This window comes from Nocardioides sp. (assembly GCF_036405735.1).
Taxonomy (GTDB): domain Bacteria; phylum Actinomycetota; class Actinomycetes; order Propionibacteriales; family Nocardioidaceae; genus Nocardioides.
On sequence record NZ_DASWXC010000074.1, the window covers coordinates 1 to 18659 of the forward strand.

The window sequence follows — 18659 nt, forward strand, 5'->3', positions numbered from 1 at the left end:
CGGCACGCGCTTCGGCCGCCGCGGCGGCCAGGCCTTCCTCGCCGTGGTCGGCTTCGAAACCGGGAGGGAAGGTCATGAGATCTCCTTGGGGGTGTCCACGATCAGGGCGGCGAGTCGCTGCCCGCGCGCACCGGCGGTCGCGTGCGCGAAGGTGTTGCCGGCGACGGTGACGTCCAACGGGGACGCCGAGCGGTGGGCGAGCCGCACCACGTCGCCGGGTTGCAGGGCGGCGATGACGTCCGGGCCGAGCCAGGTCGACTTGAACCGGACCGAGACCTGGACCGGGACCTTCGCGAACTGCTGCTGGAGCAGCTCCGCGGCCTGCGCGCGCTGGGCGCGCTCCCGGTCGGAGACCGGGCCGGGGGAGGCCGCGGTGGTCAGGTGGGGCACCAGGCCGCTGAAGGGCAGGCAGACCGTCATCCGGTGCTCACGCTCGCCGATGCGCAGGTCGAAGTTCACCACGACCATCACGTCGGCGGTGCCCGCGACCTGCGCGAACGCCGGGCTGTACTCCACGCCGCTGATGGTCGGCTCGAGCTGGACGATCGGCGCCAGGTAGTAGCGCATCTCCGCGAGGAGCCGCTCGACCAGACCCCGGGCGACGCCGCCCTCGATCTCGGTGAGCGGCCGGTCGGGCTGCTGGTCCGAGCCCGGCCCGCCGAGCATGTGGTCGACGCACGACATGATCGCGAACAGCGGGATCTCCAGCACGCCCACGCCGGGCATGGGGTCGGCCGAGAAGAGCGTCATGTACGTCTGCTGGCCCAGCGACTCGACGTACTCCGCGTAGGTCCGCTGCTCGATGTCGATCAGCGCGACCGAGCAGACGGTCCGCAGCGACGAGGTGAAGACGGTGGTGGCCTGCCGGGCGAAGCCGTCGAAGCCGAGCTGGAGCGTGCGCGAGTGCTCACGGGAGAGCTGGATCGGGCGCCGGAAGTCGTAGGCGACCGGCTCGGCCGAGCGGGAGCGCCGGCGCGCGCGTGCGGCCGTCGTCTGACCGGGACGCGGGCTGCCGGGACTGGCAGTCGGGGCAGTCTGGGGCCCGGACGACGGCACGGTGATGCTCACGCCCCGTCGAATCGGCTCTCCCCCCGGGCACCTGAGCAGAACCCCCCGGGCCCGTTCGGGCAGTGTTGCCTAGTCCGTCCGGGCCTGGGGTACCCCGGGTAGCCCCTGGGGGCCCGGCGTCACTGGGTGACGAACTCGGTGAAGTACACCCCCATCACGTCCCCGTGGTAGCGCTCCTTGAGCGCCAGCAGCAGCTGCTCGCGCAGCAGCTCCCGCTTGGGCTCGGTGTTGACCTCCTCGAGCGGCAGCCCGCTGAAGATGCTGATCGCCGCGTCGAGCGCCTGGCTGCCGTCGAACTCACCGCCGCCGCCGTGGCCGCCGCCCGCGCCGGCCTCCTCGGTCAGCTGCAGGGCGACGCCGAGCCGGAGGTAGTGGCCCGCGGCCAGGTTGATCTGCAGCGACTCGAGGTGGGCGACCGCGCCGGGCTGGGGGCCGGTGTCCTTCGGCTCCTGAGGCGCGAGCACGAGGAACCAGCCGGCGCCCGCGGCGATGGCAAGCACGGCGACGAAGGCGATGAGACGGACCGGGCGGCGCTTCGCCTGCTCCTCGGCCTCGTTCTTCGGCATGGCGGTGACGGACATCAGTGGGCTCCCTGGGCTGTGCTGGGGTCGGGACTGGACTTCAGGCTGGAGGGGCTGGTGGCTGCGCCGGCGGCGCCCAGGTCGGCCTGGACCTCGGCGAACAGGGCCCGGGTCTCGGCGGGGGCGTCGGACAGCACGATGACGTCGACCCGCTTGTTGACCGCCTGCGACCCCGCGATGCTCGGGTCGACGATCGGCTTGGTGTGCCCGAACGCGGAGGCGACCAGCCGGGGCTGCGGCAGCTTGTGGACCTCGTTGAGGTAGCGCAGCGCGGTGATCGCGCGCGCGGCGGAGAGCTCCCAGTCCGTCGGGTAGTACTTCGGCTTCACCTTGACCTGGTTGGTGTGGCCGTCGACCTCGATCCGCTCGGTCAGCTGGCCCAGGATGGGGGCGAGGGTGTCGAGGATGCTCCGGCCTCGGTCGGTGAGCTCGGCGAGGTTCGCGCGGAAGACGACGTGGCGCGAGACCAGGCTGACGACCAGGCCCCGCTCGTCGATGCGGGCCTGGACGTCGTCCTGCAGGCCCCGCTTCTCGAGCGCCACCCGGATCCTGCGCCACAGCTCGCTGAGCTCGGTGACCTCGGCCTTCGCGTCGGCATACTGTCGCTGCCGGCGCAGCTGCTCGGTGCGGTTGACGACCTCCTGCACCTTGGCGCGCTGGTTGGTCGGCAGCTCGTTGACCAGCTGGTCGTACGACGCCGTCGCCGGCTCGATCGCCCCGCGGTCGGCGACCTGCGGGCTGGCGCCGTTGAGGATGTTCAGCGATCGGCCGAAGCCGTCGGCGAGGCCGTTCTTGAGCGCCTGGTACTTCTCCTGGTCCACGGTCGACATCGCGAACATGATGATGAAGAGCACCATCAGCAGGGTCACCATGTCGGCGTAGGTCACGAGCCAGCGCTCGTGCGACTCGTGCTCCTCCTCCTCGTGCCCCCGGCGACGCCGGGACCGAGAGCGGGACCCTGACACGGTCAGGCCGCCTCGGCGGACTGCTGGTCGCTGGGCAGGAGGGAACGGAGCTTCTCGGCCACCAGGCGCGGGTTGGACCCGGCCTGGATGGCGGCGATGCCCTCGACGGCCAGCTCCATGCGGCTGGTCTCGAGCTCGGAGACCCGCTTGATCCGGCTGGCGATCGGAAGCCAGATGACGTTGGCCGAGAGCACGCCCCACAGCGTGGCCACGAACGCCGCCGCGATGAGCGGGCCGAGCGCCTCGGGGGTCGACAGCTGCTCGAGGACGTGGACCAGGCCCATGACGGTGCCGACGATGCCGATGGTCGGCGCGTAGCCGCCGCAGTCGGCGAAGAACTTGGCGTACTGCTTGTACTCGGCGCGCTTGGCGTCGACCTCGGTCTCGAGGATCTCGCGGAGCTCCTCCGGGTCGGTGCCGTCGATGGCCATCGTCACGCCCTTGACGAGGAAGGGGTCGTCGATGTCGCGCAGCTGGTCCTCGAGGGCCAGCAGGCCCTCACGGCGAGCCTTCTCGGCGAGGGTGACGACGGTCGGGACCAGGTCGGCGGCCGGCGCGACCTTGTGCGCGAAGGCGAGCTTGAGGCTCTTGGGGATGTTCTTGGCGTCCTGGGTCGAGCTGCCGGCGATGCTGATCAGGATCGTCACGCCGAAGACGAGCAGCATCGGCGGGAAGAGCAGGATGCCGAGCGGGTTCCCGCCCTCCAAGATGTTGAACAGCACCATGACCACGAAGGCCAGGGCGATGCCGATCGAGGGTGCCGGATCCATCAGGCGTCGCCTCCGTTGCGTTGGCCGCGGTCCGGCTCGTCGCCGCCGCGGTTGGTGAGGGCCGGGTGCGGGGCGACGGTGGCCAGTCGCTCCTGTCGCTGCGCCGGCGGCGTCGGGTGCTTCTGGGTACGGGCGGCGTCGAGGAGGCTGCCGAGCGCGTAGATCTCGCCCCGGAAGGCGACGACGGCGTCGAGCACGTCGCCCATCGACTCGGCGACGACGTACTTCTTGCCGTCGACGAGGGTGATGACGGTGTCGGGGGTGCTGTCGACCCGCTCGATGAGGTCTGCGTTGAGCAGGAACACCGAACCCGAGAGGCGGGTGAGCGTGATCATCGGGCGCACCTCCTTGTGCTGTCGGGCGCTGGCTAGCGGTCGGTCGACCGCCCGTCCGTGGCCGGTCGGGGATTTGTTCGGCCCCGCGCCCTCGGACCTGAGTGGAAACGGCGAGAGGCGCCACCCCGCGGTGGGGTGGCGCCTCTCCTGCGTGGGCCCGGTGAGGGGCCGGCGGCGCTGCGTACGACGTCAGCGCTTGATGTTCACGAGCTCCTCGAGCACCTGGTCGGAGGTGGTGATGACCCGCGCGCTGGCCTGGAAGCCGCGCTGGGCGAGGATCAAGTTGGTGAACTCCTGGGAGAGGTCGACGTTGGACATCTCCAGGGTGCCGGCGGCCAGGTCGCCGCGGCCGCCCTGGCCGGCCACGCCGAGCTCCGGGTCGCCGGAGTTGGCGCTCACGCGGAAGTTCGTGTCTCCGACCTTCTCCAGGCCCATGGGGTTGGTGAAGTCGGCGATCGCCAGCTGGGCGATCTCGCGCTGCACGTTGTCGTCGAAGATGCCCATGACCTTGCCGTCGGGGCCGATGTTGTAGGACACCAGCTCGGGGCTCACCGGCGGGGTCTGCGTCGCGCCCCACGCGGTGACGGCCGCCTGGATGGCGTTGATGTCGATCGGCTGGAGCGGGCCGCCCGGGGTGACCGTGGAGGCACCGGTCGCGGGGTCGACGGTGCCGAGGTAGCCCATCACGCGCATGCCGTCGGGGGTGACCAGGGTGCCGCTCTCGTCGAACGTGAACGCGCCGGCCCGCGTGTAGAGGTCGGTCTGGCCGTTGTTGACCACGAAGAACCCGTCGCCCTGGATCGACAGGTCGGTGGCACGGCCCGTGGTCTGGGTGCCGCCCTGTGTGAAGTTCAGGGTGGTGGCGGCCAGCTGGACGCCGAGGCCGACCTGGATCGGGTTCGTGCCGCCGCGCTGGGCGTTCTCGCCCGAGGACGCGGTCAGCATCTGGCTCAGCGTGTCCTGGAAGACCGTGCTGCTGGACTTGAAGCCGGTGGTGTTGGCGTTGGCGATGTTGTTGCCGGTGACGTCGAGCGCGGTCTGGTTGACGCGCAGTCCGCTGATGCCGGCGAAGAGCGAGCGAAGCATGATGGGTCTCCTTGCTGCTGGGAGCTGGGTGGCTCGGGGGAGTTGGGGGGATCAGCTCGCGGTCGAGCCGGTGGGGTCCTCGCTGGTGGTGTCGGTGGCGCCGGTGTTGGCGGGCGTGGCCACACTGGTGACGGCGCCGAGCGGGATCTGCTCGCCGGCCACGTCGAGGACGGGCCCGGTGGCGAGGAACGTGGCGCCGGAGACGGTGCCCGACCTGGTGTCGCCGTCGGCGTCGGTCCAGGTCACGGTCTTGCCGATCATGCCGCTGGCGCCGAACGCCATCTGCACCGAGAGCAGCGCGTTGGTCGCGTCGGCGACCTCCTGCATCTTCTCCAAGGCGGTGAACTGGGCGTTCTGGGCCAGGAACTCACCGGAGTCGGTGGGGTTCAACGGGTCCTGGTAGCGCAGCTGGGCGACCATCAGCTCGAGGAACATCTGCTGGTCGTCCCCGGCCTGCCGGGTGGCGTCGGTCGACGAGCCCGCCATCGCGAAGATGCCGGGGCTCACTCCCTCCGTGGCATTGACAGACACGCTTCCTCCTCACATCAGCCGGTCGAGGCGGACTCGACCGGTGGGGTCTCCGGGGCGAGCGGGAGCGCTCGCGGGGGTCGGGCTGTTCGGGGTGGACGCCGGGTCGAGCACCTCGGCGAACGCGTCCGGCGCGGGACGGTCCTCCCATCCGCGTCGGGAGCCGCCGCGGCCGTCGGCGTACGACGTCGCGCGGCCGTCGGCCGGCTGGTCCCCGCGGGACTGCTCGCCGCGAGCCGGGTCGCTGGTGCTGCTCTGGGTCGGGCCGGCGGCGTCGCGGACGACCACCCGGCTCTCCACGCCCAGCCGGTCCAGCAGCCGGTGCAGCTCGGGGCTGCCCTCGAGCAGCGCGCGCTGGGCGGCGTCGGTGGTGGCCCCGAGGCTGACCTGCACCTCGCCGGCACGGACCATGACGGTCACCCGGACCTCGCCGAGCGACTCGGGGTTGAGGGTCAGGGCGATCCGGTGGGTGCCGGGAGGACCGGCGGCCACCCGGGTGATCTCGGGGAAGACCTGGCGCAGCACAGTTGTGGTCGGGGTGGTCGGGGCGGGCGGCTCGACGGCCGGGCGCGCGCCGGTCGCAGCGGTCGCCGGCTGCGGACCGGCGAGAGCGCCGGCATCGGCCGCCGGCGTCGCGGTCGACGGTGCCGAGGCGTTCGTGGCCGGTGCCGTGCCGGAGCCCGACGGGGCCGACGGGGCGCCGGACTGGCCGGACGAACGGTCGTCGGCGGTACCGCCCGGCAGGTCGCCCTCGCCGGACGGCTCCGCTGCGCCGTCGATGCCGGGGATGCCGGCGGTGTCACCCGGCTCGAGCGCCGGGCCGGCCGCCTCGCCAGGAGCTGGCGTTTTCCCGGGCGCCGCGGCGTTGAGAGGAGCAGCGCCGGCGCCCGGGACAACGTCCGTGGTGGCGCTCGTCGCCGCAGCTGCGGGGCTGGCCACCTCGGTGGGCCCCACGGAGGGATCGGGGGCGGTCCCAGCATCGGCGGGAGTGGCAGCGGTCTGAGGGGTTGTGGGCAGGACGGCCGCGCCGGCCAGCGCCGCCAGCAGCAGGGCGTCCTGCTCCGACGGCGGGGCCGGCTCCCCGGGGGTGCCGTTGCTGCTGTCGGTGGTGTCGGTCGTGGTGCCCGTGCCCGTGGTGGCCGTGCCGGGGCCCGTGCCATCGGCGGTGTCGGCGTCGGCCCGGTCGGCGGGCGTCGTACCGAGCGCGGCGGCCAACTCGGCGCCGAAGCCGGGCGCCGTGCCGCGCTCGCGCGGGTCCGCACCGTCCGTCGCGCCGGTGCGCGGCGGCCGCGTGGTCGCAGGGAGGAAGGGGGCGACGCTCATCAGGAGGCCTCTCGTCGGGTCGCGAGGTCGAACGCCGTCCGGGCGGCGGCGAGCTCCGCGAGCGCGGCACGGCCGGCCGATCCGTCCGGACCGGAGGGGGCTGCGGCGCTGACGCTCCGGGCGGCGGTCGCCGCGGAGTCCGGGAGGATGCGCCGGATGTAGTCGGGCGTGCTCGGGACGTCGATGACGCGGATGTCCAGCCCGGTGCGGGGCGCCTCGATCATCTTGCCGTCGCCGATGTAGATCGCGATGTGGTCGGCGCCCTTGTTGCGGCCCGAGTTGTCCCAGGCGATCAGGTCGCCGGGCTGCGCCTCGGACATCGACCCGATCGGGCGGCCGGCCCGCGCCTGGTCCGCGGAGACCCGCGGCAGGTCGTAGCCCAGGTTCTTGTAGACGACCTGCACCAGACCGGAGCAGTCCATGCCCTTCGAGGGGTCGGTGCCGCCCCAGACGTAGGGGAGGCCGAGGTACTTCCTCGCCTCGTCCACGACCGCCCGCTGCGACGTGGTCGGCGCGGTGCCGCCGGACAGAGCTGTATCACTCGGGTCGCTCGGGTCGGTCAGGGCGCCGACGTCACCGAGGCCGCCGGCCATCGACGGACCGCCCAGGCTTCCGGCCGAGACCCGCCCGAGCTCCTGCGCGAAGGCGGCGGCCGTGGCCGCCCCGCCGGGCTGCAGGCTCTGCAGCTGCGAGATCTGCGACTCGATCTGCGCGATGCGCTCGGTGACGCTGGCGATGCTCATCGGGGTCCCCGTTCGAAGCGGAGCGAGGCGAGCATTCGAATGGGGTGGCTCATGTGGTCTCCACGGTGGTGGTACGGCGCAGCCAGCCCTGGGCGGCGAGGTCGTCGGCCTCCCGGGCGACCTTGCGGTCGGTCTCGACGGCGCGGGCGACCGCACGCCGCTCCAGCAGCTGCTCGACGGCGCGCAGGCGGCTCTTGTCCTGCTCCCAGCGGCTGCGCACCCCCGCCGTGGCGCTGGCCGCGGTCGCGACCTCGTCGCGGGCGAACCGGATCGAGGTGCCGAGCTGCTCGAGGGTCGAGCGCAGGCCGATCAGCGCGCCGGGCGAGCCGGCACCGAGGATGTCCGCCTCGAGCTGGCCGGCCGCGGTGAGCTGGGTGGTGAGGTGGTCGAGCAGCTCCTGGCGCTCGCGCTGGACGGCGAGCGCCTGCTGCAGCTCGCGCAGGCTGGCCTGCTCGCGCACCTCGCGGACCCGGGCCACGGCCTGCAGGCCGCGGTCGTGACGGTTGCGCTTCCGGTTCGAGGTCGTCATGCCACCAGCTCCTCGAGGCGGGCCCAGGTGTCCGCCGTGGCGGCGGGCTGGTCCATGGACTGCCGCAGGAACGCCTCGATCCGCGGCAGCCGGGCGAGGGCGTCGTCGGCGTCACGGTCGGCCCCGGCGACGTACGCGCCGATCTCGACCAGCTCCTTGACCGAGCGGTGGGCGGCGAGCAGGCGGCGCAGGCGAGTGGCGGCGCGCTGCTGGTCGGGCGTCGTGACGGCGTTCTGGAGCCGGGAGATCGACTCAAGCACGTCGATGGCCGGGTAGTGGCCGGAGGTGGCCAGCGTCCGGGACAGCACGATGTGCCCGTCCAGGATCGACCGCGCGGTGTCGCCGACCGGGTCCTGCAGGTCGTCACCCTCGACCAGGACGGTGTAGAGCCCGGTGATGCTGCCCTGCGGCGAGGTGCCGGCCCGCTCCAGCAGCCGCGGCATCAGCCCGAAGACGCTGGGCGGGTAGCCCCGCGTCGCGGGCGGCTCCCCGGCCGAGAGCCCGATCTCGCGCTGGGCCATCGCCACGCGGGTGAGGCTGTCGAGCATGAGCACGACGTGCTTGCCGCTGTCACGGAACCACTCCGCGATCCGGGTCGCGACGAAGGCCGCGCGCAGCCGCTCGACGGCGGTCGCGTCGCTGGTGGCCACCACGACGACGGAGCGGGCCAGGCCCTCGGGGCCGAGGTCGTTGTCGAGGAACTCGCGCACCTCGCGGCCACGCTCGCCGACGAGGGCCAGGACGTTCACCTCGGCCTCGGTGCCGCGGGCGATCATCGACAGCAGCGAGGACTTGCCCACGCCGGAGCCGGCCATGATGCCGATGCGCTGGCCGCGCCCGCACGGGACCAGCGCGTCCAGAGCGCGGATCCCGAGGCCGAGCGGCTCGGTGATGCGCGGACGGGTGAACGCGGCGGGGGCGTCGTGCTGCACGGGAGCGGTGGGCAGGTGACCCAGGGGGGCGCCGCCGTCCACCGGGCGACCGAGACCGTCGAGCACGCGGCCCAGCAGCTCGGAGCCGAGGTGGATCCGCAGCGGGCCGCCGGTGTGGCGCACCAGGTCGCCGATCCGGACGCCGTCGGTGGGGCCGAGCGGCAGGCACACCATCGCGCCGGGCCGCAGGGCGCTCACCTCGGCGAGCAGCTCCTCGCCGCCGCTGGTGGCCACCGCCACCAGGTCGCCGGCGGCGGCCGGCAGGCCGGTGACGACCAGGTGCAGGCCCACCAGCTCGGTCACCGTGCCGAGCTGCAAGGGCCGCGCCGCCTCGACGGCACGGCGGGCGACGTCGGCGGTCAGCGTGCTCATGACAGCGCCTCGCGGACGCGGGCCATCGCGGTGTCGATGCGCAGGTCGGTCACCGAGCCGTCCGCCTCGACGACGGCGTCGGCGCGACCGAGCACCGGGTCGGCCACGACCCGCAGCCCGTGGGAGCGCAGCTCGTCGACGGCCTCGTCGGACAGGGTCTCCGGATGCAGCCGGACGGTGGCGGTGGGTGCGGTCGGCGCGGTCGGCAGGGCCTGCAGCACCCGGCGTACGACGTCGGTGCCGGTGGCCACCGTGACCTCGCGGGCCATGATCTGCTCGGTGATCGCCCAGGCGAGCTCGGTGCCCTGCTCCTCGAGCCCGTCCATCAGCTCCGCCAGCAGCCCGCGGACCTGGTCGGCGGCCGTGGTCAGGGCCTGCAGCGCGGCCCGGTGCTCGGCCTCCCGACGGGCCTCGGCCTGCTCGCGGGCGGCATCGAAGGCCGCCGCCGCGTGCTGGGCCGCGACCCGTGCCTCGCGACGACCCTGGGCCCAGCCGATGGCGTAGCCCTGGGCCTGCGCCTCCTGACGGGCCGCGTCGGCGAGCTCGCCGACCAGGGTCCGTGCGAGCGCGTTGCCCTCCACCTCGCCGGCGTGGCGGGGCAGGTCCGGCTTGGGCAGCACCGAGATCCCGGTCGCCGCCGCGGTGCCGGCCTTGACGACCGGCCGGAAGCCGGGCCGCTCAGACGACGAACTCATCGTCGCCTCCGCGGCGGACCGTGATCTGGCCCTGCTCCTCGAGCTGGCGGATCGTGCGGATGATGCTCTGCTGCGCCTCCTCGACCTGGATGAGGCGGACCGCGCCGAGCAGCTCGACCTCCTCGATGAGGTTCTCCGCCGCACGGGCCGACAGGTTGCTGGTGATCTTGCTGCGGACCTGGGTGCTGACGCCCTTGAGCGCCAGCGCCAGCTCGCCGGTGTCGACCTGGCGCAGCACCTGCTGCACCGAGCGGTCGTCGAGGCCGACGATGTCCTCGAACATGAACATCCGGCTCTTGACCTCGTCGGCGAGCTGCGGGTCGAGGCTCTCGAGGCCCTCGACGATCTGCCGCTCGGTCGGCCGGTCGGAGCGGTTGATGATGTTGACCAGCGGGTCGACGCCGCCGACGCGGGAGACCTCGGCCGGCTGGAGCATCGAGGAGAGCTTGCGCTCCAGCACCGCCTCGACGGTGTGGATGATGTCCGGGGAGGTGCGGTCCATGACCGCGATCCGGTGCGCGATCCGGGCCTGCTGGTAGGACGGCAGGCCGGAGAGCAGCAGCGAGGCCTTGTCCGGGGTCATGTGGGCCAGCACGAGCGCGATGACCTGGTCGTGCTCCTCCGCGATGAAGGAGCGCAGCTGGGCGGGATCGGCGCGGTGCAGGAACTGGAAGGGCATCTGGACCGCCGCGGCGTGCAGCCGGTCGATGATCTCCGCGGCCCGCTCCTCGCCGATCGACTGCTGGAGCAGCGACTGGGCGAAGTTGAAGCCGCCCTGCGCGATGTGGGCGCGGGCGACCATCAGGTCGTGGAACTCCGAGAGCACCTGGTCGGACTCGGCCGAGGTGATCGCGTCGAGCCGCGAGATCTCCGCGGTGACGAGCTCGACCTCGCTGTCCGACATGTGCTTGAGGACGGCGGAGGCACGCTCCTGGCCCAGCTGGATGAGCAGGATGGCGGCCTTGCGGGTGCCGAAGGTGCTGGCGAGCCCGCTGGCTGCGGAAGGCATGGTGGTCGTGGTCATGACGGACGGTCCACCAGCCAGCCGCGGAGCAGGGCCGCGACGTCCTCGGGCTGCCGCTCCACGAGCGCGTTGAGCTCCTCGCGGATGACTGCGGCCTGGTCGATCTCCGGCGGCTCCAGCTCGGCGAGCGCCTGCATGGCGGCCAGCTCCTGGGCCTGCGCACGGGTGGCGGCGTCGGCGCGCAGCTGCTCGACGACGTACGACGTCGCCTCCTCGCGGGCCTTGTTGCGGCGGCGGGCGCGGAGCCAGGCGAGCAGGACCATCAGGGCGATCACGCTGCCCAGGCCGACGTTGCGCAGCAGGGCCATCCGCTCGGCGCTGGCCTCCTCGGCCTCCGCCTCGGCGAGCTCCTCGGCCGCCTCGGTCTCGGTGGTGCGGTCGAACGGCATGGCGGTGACGTCGATCGTGTCGCCGCGGGTGGTGTCGATCCCGGTCGCGGCGGCGATGCCGTTGCGCAGGTCCTGCGGCTGGATGGTGCCGATCTTGGCGGCGTCCACCATCACGCCGATGTGCAGCGACTTCACGCCGCCCGGCGCCTGCTCGCGGTGCTCCTCGCGACTGCCGACGGCGTTGTCGCGGGTGTTCGTCGTGTTGTCGTACGTCGCCTCGTCGCCGTCACCGGTGGCGGGGTCCATCTGCCCGTCGGGGCCGACGACGCCACCGACGCCGTCGGTGCCGCCCTCGGTGCCGTTGTACTTCTCGCTCGAGGTCGTCTCCGACAGCGGCGGCGTGTTCGGCGTGTAGATGTACTCGCGGGTCGAGGTGGTCGCGGCGTCGAAGTCGAGGTCGGCGGTCACGTTGACCGTGGAGTTGCCCGGTCCGACCACGCGGTCCAGGACGTTCTGGATCTTGGCCTGCATCTGGTCCTGGAACTGCGAGACCGTCTGCTGGCGGTTGCTGGCGGCACCGGCCGCGGAGTCGTCCTGGACGGTGAGCACGCTGCCGCTGGCGTCGGCCACGGTGACGTCCTTGGGGTCGAGGCCGTCGATGCTGGAGGCGATCAGGTGGACGATGGCCTGCACCTGGTCGCTGCCGAGCGTGGTGCCGATCTTGGTCTTGACCAGGACGGAGGCGGTGGGCGGGTTCTGCTCGTCGGTGAAGACCTTCTTCTCCGGCAGCGCGAGGTGGACCACGGCCGTGTCGACGCCGTCGATCGCCTCGACGGTGCGGGCGAGCTCGCCCTCCATCGCGCGCTTGAAGTCGGTCTGCTCCTTGAACTCCGAGGTGGAGAGGTCCTGGCCGTCGAGCAGCGAGTAGCCGGAGTCGGTGCTGGCCGGCAGCCCCTGGCCCGAGAGCGAGATGCGGCTGGCGTAGACGTCCTTCTGCGGCACCATCACCGTGGTGCCGCCGTTGGCCAGCTCGTACTTCACACCCTGCTTCTCCAGCTCCTCGACGACGGCCGAGGCGTCCTCGCCGGAGAGGTCGGAGTAGAGGGGAGCGTAGGTCGGCGCGCCGGCCCACCGGATCACCATGAAGCCACCCAGCAGCAGGGCGGCCGTGCCGATGAGGGCGACCGCCTTCTGGCCGGGGGAGAAGGCGGCGAAGGCGCGCGTGTAGCGCGCGAGCGTCCGCGTCAGGTTGTCGCGCATCGGATCAGACCGACATCCGCATGATCTCGTTGAACGCCTCGACGGCCTTGTTGCGCATCGAGACGGTCAGCTGGGTGGCGACCGACGCCTCGGTGGCCGCGATGGTGTAGTCGTGGATGTTCTCCAGCTGGCCGGTCGCGGCCTGCACGGAGAGGTCGGCCGCGTGGTCGGTGATGCCCTCGAGCCGGTCGATGCCGTCGATGAGGAGCTGGCCGAACTCGCCGGACCCCGTCGGGCCGGTGGGGCCCTGCGGGCCGCCGGCGGTGAAGTCGGTGCTGGGCGCGCCGACCGTCGGCATGCCGGGCAACCGGTCGGGACCGGTGGGGAACGAGAGGCCCTCCAGGCCCATGACGCTCATCGGCCCTGTCCGATCGCGAGCGCGGCGTTGTAGGTGTCCTGGGCGGTCTTCGTCACCGACACCGAGGACTGGTAGCCGCGCTGGGCCATGACCAGCTGGCTGATCTGCGCCGACATGTCGAGGTCGGGCGCCCGCACGTAGCCGTTCTCGTCCGCAAGCGGGTGGTCGGGCATGGAGATCATCCGGCCCTCGGCGTCGCCCTCGGCGAAGCCCGCGACGTCCACGCCGCCGTCCTCGCGCGGGTTGAAGACGACGTACGTCGCCTGGAAGGCGTCCTCGTCGGTGCTGACGTAGGTGTTGGCGTTGGCGATGTTGCCGGCGAGGGCGTCGAGCCACACCTGGTGCGCGCCCAGGCTGGTGTTGGCCACCCGCAGCATCTCGAACGCGCCGCTCACTGGCCGACCGCCGCGGTCCGCATCAGGCCGAGGTGGTCGCCCACGGCCCGGCCGACGATCTGGTAGCTGTACTGGGTCTGGATCGCCGCGATCATCTCCTTGCGGAGGTCGACGTTGTTGCCGTTGGCGCCGATCGGCGTGAGCGTCGGGGCCTCGGTCGAGGAGACCCGCTCGGCGGCGGTCAGCTCACCGTCGGAGATCGCCTTGCGCAGCGAGGACTCGAACTCCACGCTGCGGGCGCGGAAGCCCGGGGTGTCGACGTTCGCGATGTCGTCGGCGATGACGCGCTGACGGTGCGAGAGACCATTGAGCGCGGCGTGCAGCGTACGGCTGACGCCGTCGGACACGGCAAAAGACACGGCTGGTCCTTTCCCACGGGGGAATGGGTCGGGGGGTGCCGGTCCGTCGGCGTGGTTCCTCGTGAGCAGTCCGTCGCTCACGGGACTCTTCGGCGGCCGTCGGCGCCACCTGAGGACAGTTGTCAGAAATCGTCCCCAGGTGGTCTGGTCCAGCCGTGGTCAGGCGATGAAGACGATGCTGAGCGCGCCCTTGCCGTAGCCCGCGATGTCGATCCACAGGTCCTCGCGACGGCCCAGGGTGAGCGCGGCAGCGCGCACCGGGGGCGGCACCTGGGCGCCGGCCGGATGCAGCTCGTGGAGCCGCAGGTGGTCGGCGTCGGGCACGTTGAAGAGCGACGCGGCGACGTTCAGCACCTCGTAGAGGTTCTCCGCCAGGGTCTCGGTGAGCGCGCCCTCGTCGACAGCTGCCTCGGCGCCCGCGACCGGCACCAGGCCGATCGCACCGCCGGCGTACGCCGAGAACGGCAGGTCGGCGGCGACCAGCGCGCGGATCATCAGTGCGTCGTCGACGTAGACCGCGACGCTCGCGGGCGTGGTGGGTCCGGGGGCGAAGGGGGTGGCGGGGCCGAGGTCGACCTCACGGCCGAGCAGGTCGCCGAGCAGGTCGCGGACCTGCTTGGGGGAGGGCAGGTGGGTGACCATGTCGAGTCAGCCGAGGATGCCCTGCAGGGCCTCGTCGAAGGCCTCGGGCGTGAACGGCTTGGTGATGAGGAACAGCGCACCCGCCGCGGCGGCGCGCTGTCGCATCTCGTCGGAGCCCTCCGAGGTCACGAAGCCGAACTTCACCTGCGAGCCGCTCGCGCGCAGCGCGGCGAGACAGTCGATGCCGTTCATCTCGGGCATGTTCCAGTCCGAGAGCACCAGGTCGGGCTGCTCGGTCTGCACCTTCTCCAGCGCGTCGCGGCCGTTCTCGGCCTCGACGATGTCGTGGCCGCCGTGGCCCGCCTGCCGCAGCGTGCGGATGACGATCTGGCGCATCACCTTGCTGTCGTCGGCGACGAGGATCTTCATCAGTTCTCTCCGATAGAAGTGACGTGGACGCTGACCCGGACCGGCTGACCGATCCAGAGACCGTCGAAGCGGGCGACCTCGACCGCTTCGGAGGAGTGGGCCGCCCGGCCGGCGGCGACGACGGGGAGCGAGAGCGCGCTCGGCCCCGGCATGAGGCTCTTGATGTTGCCGCCGATCATGTTGACCAGCTCGCCGACGGCGTCGGCGACGTCACCGTCCTCGACGTCCTCGACGCCGAGCATCTCGGCGGTGAGCGAGAAGGCCACCTTCTCGGCGAGCTCGACGGTGACCATGCCCGACCACCCGCCGTCGGTCCCATTGACCGTGATCGCTGCCGACCAGGCGTCCTCGGCGGGGAACGGCGCACCCGCCGGCACGGGCTGGGGGAGCAGCGGCTCGGCCTCGCCGAGGAAGCTGCTCCACACCTGCTCCACGATCGCCTGGACGTCGGTCAGCTCCGGTGCGGCAACGCTCATGCGGGGATCCCCTTGCTGGTGAGGCCCAGGATCTCGAGCTTCTCGACGATCGCGTCGGGCGTGAACGGCTTGATGACGTACTCGTGGGCGCCCGCGGCGAGCGCCCGCACGATCTGGCTCTGCTCGCTCTCGGTGGTGACCATCATCAGGGTCACGTTGCGCCACGCGGGGTTCGCACGGACCTGGGTGATGAAGGTGTAGCCGTCCATGACCGGCATGTTCCAGTCGACCAGGCACAGGTCCGGCACGGGACCTGCGGTGAGCTGGTCGAGCGCCTCCTGACCATGGCCGGCCTCGCTGGTCTCGAACTCCAGTCCGGTGAGGATGCGGCGCAGGATGCTCCGCATCGCCCGGGAGTCGTCGATGATCATCGCGCGCACGGTCATGCTCCGATCGCGGTCGTGCTGGACGGGGGGACATAGGTGCTGCGCTGCGGCGCGGCGAGGACCGGCCGGTGCGCCTGGACGCGGCCGAGCTGCTCGCGTCGCCACAGGCTGGCGACGTCGGAGGGCATGCCGAGCGTCGTCTCCGAGGCCCCGAGCAGGAGATAGCCGTCAGCGGCGACGTGACCGCTCATCCGGCGCAGGATGTCGGCCTTGGTGACGTCGTCGAAGTAGATGAGGACGTTGCGCAGCAGGACGACGTCGAAGGTGCCCAGGCCGAGATACGGGTCGGCGAGGTTGAGGTGGCGCGTGCGCACCATCTGCCGCAGCCGGGGCACGACCTCCCAGTCGGTGCCGGCGCGGGTGAAGTACTTCACCAGGCTGGTCGCGGGCATGCCGCGGTTCATCTCCACCTGGCTGTAGCGGCCGTTCTGGACCCGGGTGAGCATCGCGGTCGACACGTCGGTCGCCAGGATCTCGGCGGTCCAGCCGGCCGGCAGGTGCTGGTCGAGCAGCATCGCGATGGAGTAGGCCTCCTGGCCGCTGGAGCAGGCAGCGGACCAGATCGAGATCCGGCGTCGGTCCGCTCGCGCCGCCAGCACCGCCGGCAGCATCTCCTCGGTGAAGGCCTGGTACGGCGAGTGGTCCCGGAACCACGACGTCTCGTTGATCGTGAGCGCGTCCAGCGCCTTGCGCCGCTCGGTCGGGTCGGTGCCCAGCCGGCTGATGTAGGTGTCGATGTCGACGCCGAGCGCGGTGGCCAACGGCAGCAGCCGCGCCTCGACGAGGTACTCCTTGCCCGGCTCGTAGACCATCGCCGTCTCGCGGCGCACGAGGGCGGCGAGCGACTGGAAGCCGTGGGGGGACATCGTCACGCCCCACCATCGGGACCCCCTGGGGGTTCCTGAGGGAATCATCGGGCGCCTTGCGTGTGTGATGCCCCTCAGACCACGGGGGTCGCCGCCGAACAACGGTATGTGATCCGTGTTCTGGTGGTGGACGACTCCGCCCTCATCCGTCGCCTGATCGCCACCGCGTTGCAGGAGGCGGAGGACATCGAGATCGTCGGCAAGGCGAGGGACGGCGTTGAGGCGGTCGAGCTCGTGGCCGAGCTGCGCCCTGACGTCGTGACCCTCGACATCGAGATGCCCCGGCTCGACGGCCTGGGGGCGCTCGCCCAGATCCGCGCCCAGCAGCCGCGGCTGCCGGTGATCATGTTCAGCACGCTCACGGCGAAGGGGGCCGCGGCGACCCTGGAGGCGCTCTCCCGCGGCGCCTCGGACTACGTCACCAAGCCGTCCAACACCGGCTCCATCGCGGAGGGCCTCGCCAGCGTGCGCGAGCAGCTCGTCCCGCGGATCCGGGCGCTGGCCGGCGTACGCCGGATGTCGGCGGCCGCTCCCGTGGCGCCCCCGCCGCCCCGGACCCGGCCCACGGCTGTCCGCCCGCTCGTCGGCGCGCCACAGGTGCTGCTCATCGGAGCCTCGACCGGCGGCCCCGACGCGCTGGCCACGGTGCTCGCCGAGCTCCCGGCCGACTTCGGGTTGCCGGTGCTGGTCGTCCAGCACATGCCGCCGCTGTTCACGACGATGCTCGCCCAGCGGCTGGACAAGATCTGCGCGCTCTCCGTGCGCGAGGCGGTCGACGGGGAGCCGGTGCGGGTCGGTGAGGTGCTGATCGCACCCGGCGACTTCCACCTCAGCGTCGCCGGTCGGGCCGGCAGCGCCCGGGTGCGGTTGGACCAGCGTCCCCCGGAGAACTTCTGCCGTCCGGCGGTCGACGTGCTGTTCCGCTCCGCGTCGGAGGTGTACGGCGGCAAGGCGATCGCGACCGTGCTCACCGGCATGGGTCACGACGGACTCGAGGGCGTGAAGGCGTTGGGCGCCCTCGGTGCCACGGTGCTGGTCCAGGACATGGCGACATCGGTGGTGTGGGGGATGCCCGGCGCCGTGGCGACCGCCGGCCTGGCCGACGAGGTGCTGCCCCTGGCGCAGGTCGCCACCCGCATGCTCGCCGCCGCCGGCTCCCGGCGGCCGGCCCTGCGCTGACCCCGTCAGGCGGGGAGGGCCGCGCCGGACTTGCGGGCGATCGCCGCGCGGTAGGCCTCGACCCAGCGGGGCGCCCACTTGTCGGTCGTGAAGTCGGCGGCGCGCCGGCGGGCGGCCTGTCCCATCGCCCGGCGCATGTCCTCGTCGTTGCCCAGGGCGCGGATGGCCTTCATCCAGTCGTCCTCGGTGCGGCACAGGAAGCCGGTCTCGCCGTGGACGACGAACTCCCGGTAGGGACGGACGTCGGAGGCGACCACCGGGATGCCGAGCGCCGAGGCCTCGAGCGCCTTCAGGGCGCTCTTGGAGCGGTTGAACGCGTCGTCGGCGAGAGGTGCCAGCGCGATGTGCGAGCTGTGCACGATCACGTAGTAGTTGTCGATGCGGGTCTGCCAGGGGTGGTACTCGGTGTCGGGGTGCTTGAGCAGGTGCCGGTAGTCGGCCCCGAGCATCACGAGCTGGGCGCCGGACTTGCGCAGGCCGTACCGGATCCCGTCGGCGTTGAGCCGGATGTCGAGGTCGTGGGTGGGGCTCCCGCCCCATCCAACCCGCAGCTGCTCACCCGGCTCGCGCAACCGCTGCGGCACCTCGAGCAGGACGGGATCGACGGTGTTGGGCAGCACCACGATTGGGGTGTCGGTCTGCTCGGCCAGCACCTCGGCGAGGTGGGAGACCGAGACCGTGATCAGGTCCGCGTCGTCGAGGATGCGCAGGCACGCGGGCACGTCGTCACGGAGATAGGACTCGTAGTCGACGCCCTTCAGCGTGAAGAGCGCGTTGTCCGGACGGACGTTGATGAGGTCGTCGTCGTACTCCGCGACGAGCAGGGGACCGCCCTCGAGCCGGGCCAGGTCCTTCCAGATCCCGGCGGCGAGCGGGCCGGCGAGCATGTGGCCGACGATCACGTCGACGCTGCGGGCCAGGCCGTCGGTCATGTTGACGCCGTAGGCCCACTCGTCGACCACGCCCTGGTAGGCGGCCTCGGTGAGCGGCGTGGTGATGCGGTAGCGGAGGGTGCCGACGCCGTCCTCGGCCTTGTTGCTCGTCCACGCGTAGATCTTCACGGGTGCTCCCATCGGCAGCCGGAGCCGG

General features: G+C 72.2%; 24 protein-coding genes. 1 reads left to right on the forward strand and 23 read right to left on the reverse strand.

The features are described from left to right. Nucleotides 1-72: 72 nt before the first annotated feature. From VGE38_RS11905 to VGE38_RS12010, 22 genes are all read right to left on the reverse strand, one after another. A complete protein-coding gene (locus VGE38_RS11905) occupies nt 73-1068 on the reverse strand; it encodes a flagellar motor switch protein FliM (RefSeq protein ID WP_331142759.1) in 996 nt (331 codons plus the stop codon). Nucleotides 1069-1187: 119 nt separating this feature from the next. Further along, complete coding sequence (locus tag VGE38_RS11910; protein ID WP_331142760.1) at nt 1188-1649, reverse strand: flagellar basal body-associated FliL family protein; 462 nt, start codon at nt 1647-1649, stop codon at nt 1188-1190. After that, nucleotides 1649-2614 carry an OmpA/MotB family protein gene (locus VGE38_RS11915; protein WP_331142761.1) on the reverse strand — a complete coding sequence of 322 codons (966 nt, stop codon included), beginning with the start codon at nt 2612-2614 and terminating at the stop codon, nt 1649-1651. Before VGE38_RS11915 ends, VGE38_RS11910 begins: the two co-directional genes overlap by 1 nt. A 2-nt stretch (nt 2615-2616) precedes the next feature. Continuing rightward, a complete protein-coding gene (locus tag VGE38_RS11920; RefSeq protein WP_331142762.1) occupies nt 2617-3384 on the reverse strand; it encodes a motility protein A in 768 nt (255 codons plus the stop codon). Further along, nucleotides 3384-3719, reverse strand: coding sequence for a flagellar FlbD family protein (locus VGE38_RS11925; RefSeq protein ID WP_331142763.1), 336 nt, complete (start codon nt 3717-3719; stop codon nt 3384-3386). The genes VGE38_RS11920 and VGE38_RS11925 overlap by 1 nt, the downstream gene beginning before the upstream one ends. A 189-nt stretch (nt 3720-3908) precedes the next feature. Beyond that, nucleotides 3909-4805 (reverse strand): flagellar hook-basal body complex protein, encoded by an 897-nt coding sequence (locus VGE38_RS11930; protein WP_331142764.1) that lies wholly within the window; start codon nt 4803-4805, stop codon nt 3909-3911. 51 nt (nt 4806-4856) lie between these two features. After that, on the reverse strand, nt 4857-5336 hold the full coding sequence (locus tag VGE38_RS11935; RefSeq protein WP_331142765.1) for a flagellar hook assembly protein FlgD: 480 nt from the start codon (nt 5334-5336) through the stop codon (nt 4857-4859). A gap of 9 nt (nt 5337-5345) precedes the next feature. Beyond that, nucleotides 5346-6656, reverse strand: a complete 1311-nt coding sequence (locus VGE38_RS11940) for a flagellar hook-length control protein FliK (protein WP_331142766.1) — start codon at nt 6654-6656, stop codon at nt 5346-5348. Continuing rightward, nucleotides 6656-7399, reverse strand: coding sequence for a C40 family peptidase (locus tag VGE38_RS11945; protein WP_331142767.1), 744 nt, complete (start codon nt 7397-7399; stop codon nt 6656-6658). Before VGE38_RS11945 ends, VGE38_RS11940 begins: the two co-directional genes overlap by 1 nt. Before the next feature lie 49 nt (nt 7400-7448). After that, nucleotides 7449-7928, reverse strand: a complete 480-nt coding sequence (locus VGE38_RS11950; protein ID WP_331142768.1) for a flagellar export protein FliJ — start codon at nt 7926-7928, stop codon at nt 7449-7451. Further along, on the reverse strand, nt 7925-9232 hold the full coding sequence (locus VGE38_RS11955) for a FliI/YscN family ATPase (protein WP_331142769.1): 1308 nt from the start codon (nt 9230-9232) through the stop codon (nt 7925-7927). The genes VGE38_RS11950 and VGE38_RS11955 overlap by 4 nt, the downstream gene beginning before the upstream one ends. Next, nucleotides 9229-9927 carry a FliH/SctL family protein gene (locus tag VGE38_RS11960; RefSeq protein WP_331142770.1) on the reverse strand — a complete coding sequence of 233 codons (699 nt, stop codon included), beginning with the start codon at nt 9925-9927 and terminating at the stop codon, nt 9229-9231. Before VGE38_RS11960 ends, VGE38_RS11955 begins: the two co-directional genes overlap by 4 nt. Then, on the reverse strand, nt 9911-10951 hold the full coding sequence (fliG, locus tag VGE38_RS11965) for a flagellar motor switch protein FliG (RefSeq protein WP_331142771.1): 1041 nt from the start codon (nt 10949-10951) through the stop codon (nt 9911-9913). Before fliG ends, VGE38_RS11960 begins: the two co-directional genes overlap by 17 nt. After that, entirely contained in the window at nt 10948-12540 is a 1593-nt protein-coding gene (gene fliF, locus VGE38_RS11970; protein WP_331142772.1) for a flagellar basal-body MS-ring/collar protein FliF, read from the reverse strand. The genes fliG and fliF overlap by 4 nt, the downstream gene beginning before the upstream one ends. A 4-nt stretch (nt 12541-12544) precedes the next feature. Further along, nucleotides 12545-12898 (reverse strand): flagellar hook-basal body complex protein FliE, encoded by a 354-nt coding sequence (fliE, locus tag VGE38_RS11975; protein WP_331142773.1) that lies wholly within the window; start codon nt 12896-12898, stop codon nt 12545-12547. Continuing rightward, nucleotides 12895-13293: a flagellar basal body rod protein FlgC gene (locus tag VGE38_RS11980; RefSeq protein WP_331142774.1), complete on the reverse strand. Its 399-nt coding sequence runs from the start codon at nt 13291-13293 to the stop codon at nt 12895-12897. Before VGE38_RS11980 ends, fliE begins: the two co-directional genes overlap by 4 nt. Then, the gene (flgB, locus tag VGE38_RS11985; RefSeq protein ID WP_331142775.1) at nt 13290-13652 is read right to left on the reverse strand and encodes a flagellar basal body rod protein FlgB; all 363 of its coding nucleotides are present in this window, start codon (nt 13650-13652) and stop codon (nt 13290-13292) included. Before flgB ends, VGE38_RS11980 begins: the two co-directional genes overlap by 4 nt. A 159-nt stretch (nt 13653-13811) precedes the next feature. Continuing rightward, a complete protein-coding gene (locus tag VGE38_RS11990; RefSeq protein WP_331142776.1) occupies nt 13812-14294 on the reverse strand; it encodes a hypothetical protein in 483 nt (160 codons plus the stop codon). Between the two features lie 6 nt (nt 14295-14300). Continuing rightward, nucleotides 14301-14663 (reverse strand): response regulator, encoded by a 363-nt coding sequence (locus tag VGE38_RS11995; protein ID WP_331142777.1) that lies wholly within the window; start codon nt 14661-14663, stop codon nt 14301-14303. Further along, complete coding sequence (locus VGE38_RS12000) at nt 14663-15139, reverse strand: chemotaxis protein CheX (protein WP_331142778.1); 477 nt, start codon at nt 15137-15139, stop codon at nt 14663-14665. The genes VGE38_RS11995 and VGE38_RS12000 overlap by 1 nt, the downstream gene beginning before the upstream one ends. Further along, a complete protein-coding gene (locus VGE38_RS12005; protein WP_331142779.1) occupies nt 15136-15525 on the reverse strand; it encodes a response regulator in 390 nt (129 codons plus the stop codon). The genes VGE38_RS12000 and VGE38_RS12005 overlap by 4 nt, the downstream gene beginning before the upstream one ends. Further along, nucleotides 15522-16391 (reverse strand): CheR family methyltransferase, encoded by an 870-nt coding sequence (locus VGE38_RS12010; protein WP_331142805.1) that lies wholly within the window; start codon nt 16389-16391, stop codon nt 15522-15524. The genes VGE38_RS12005 and VGE38_RS12010 overlap by 4 nt, the downstream gene beginning before the upstream one ends. 108 nt (nt 16392-16499) lie before the next feature. On the opposite strand from VGE38_RS12010, the gene cheB reads away from it, so the two are divergent. Further along, entirely contained in the window at nt 16500-17570 is a 1071-nt protein-coding gene (gene cheB, locus VGE38_RS12015; RefSeq protein WP_331142780.1) for a protein-glutamate methylesterase/protein-glutamine glutaminase, read from the forward strand. Nucleotides 17571-17575: 5 nt separating this feature from the next. Here cheB and VGE38_RS12020 read toward each other — a convergent pair whose 3' ends face one another. Then, a complete protein-coding gene (locus VGE38_RS12020; protein WP_331142781.1) occupies nt 17576-18631 on the reverse strand; it encodes a glycosyltransferase in 1056 nt (351 codons plus the stop codon). Nucleotides 18632-18659: the final 28 nt, after the last annotated feature.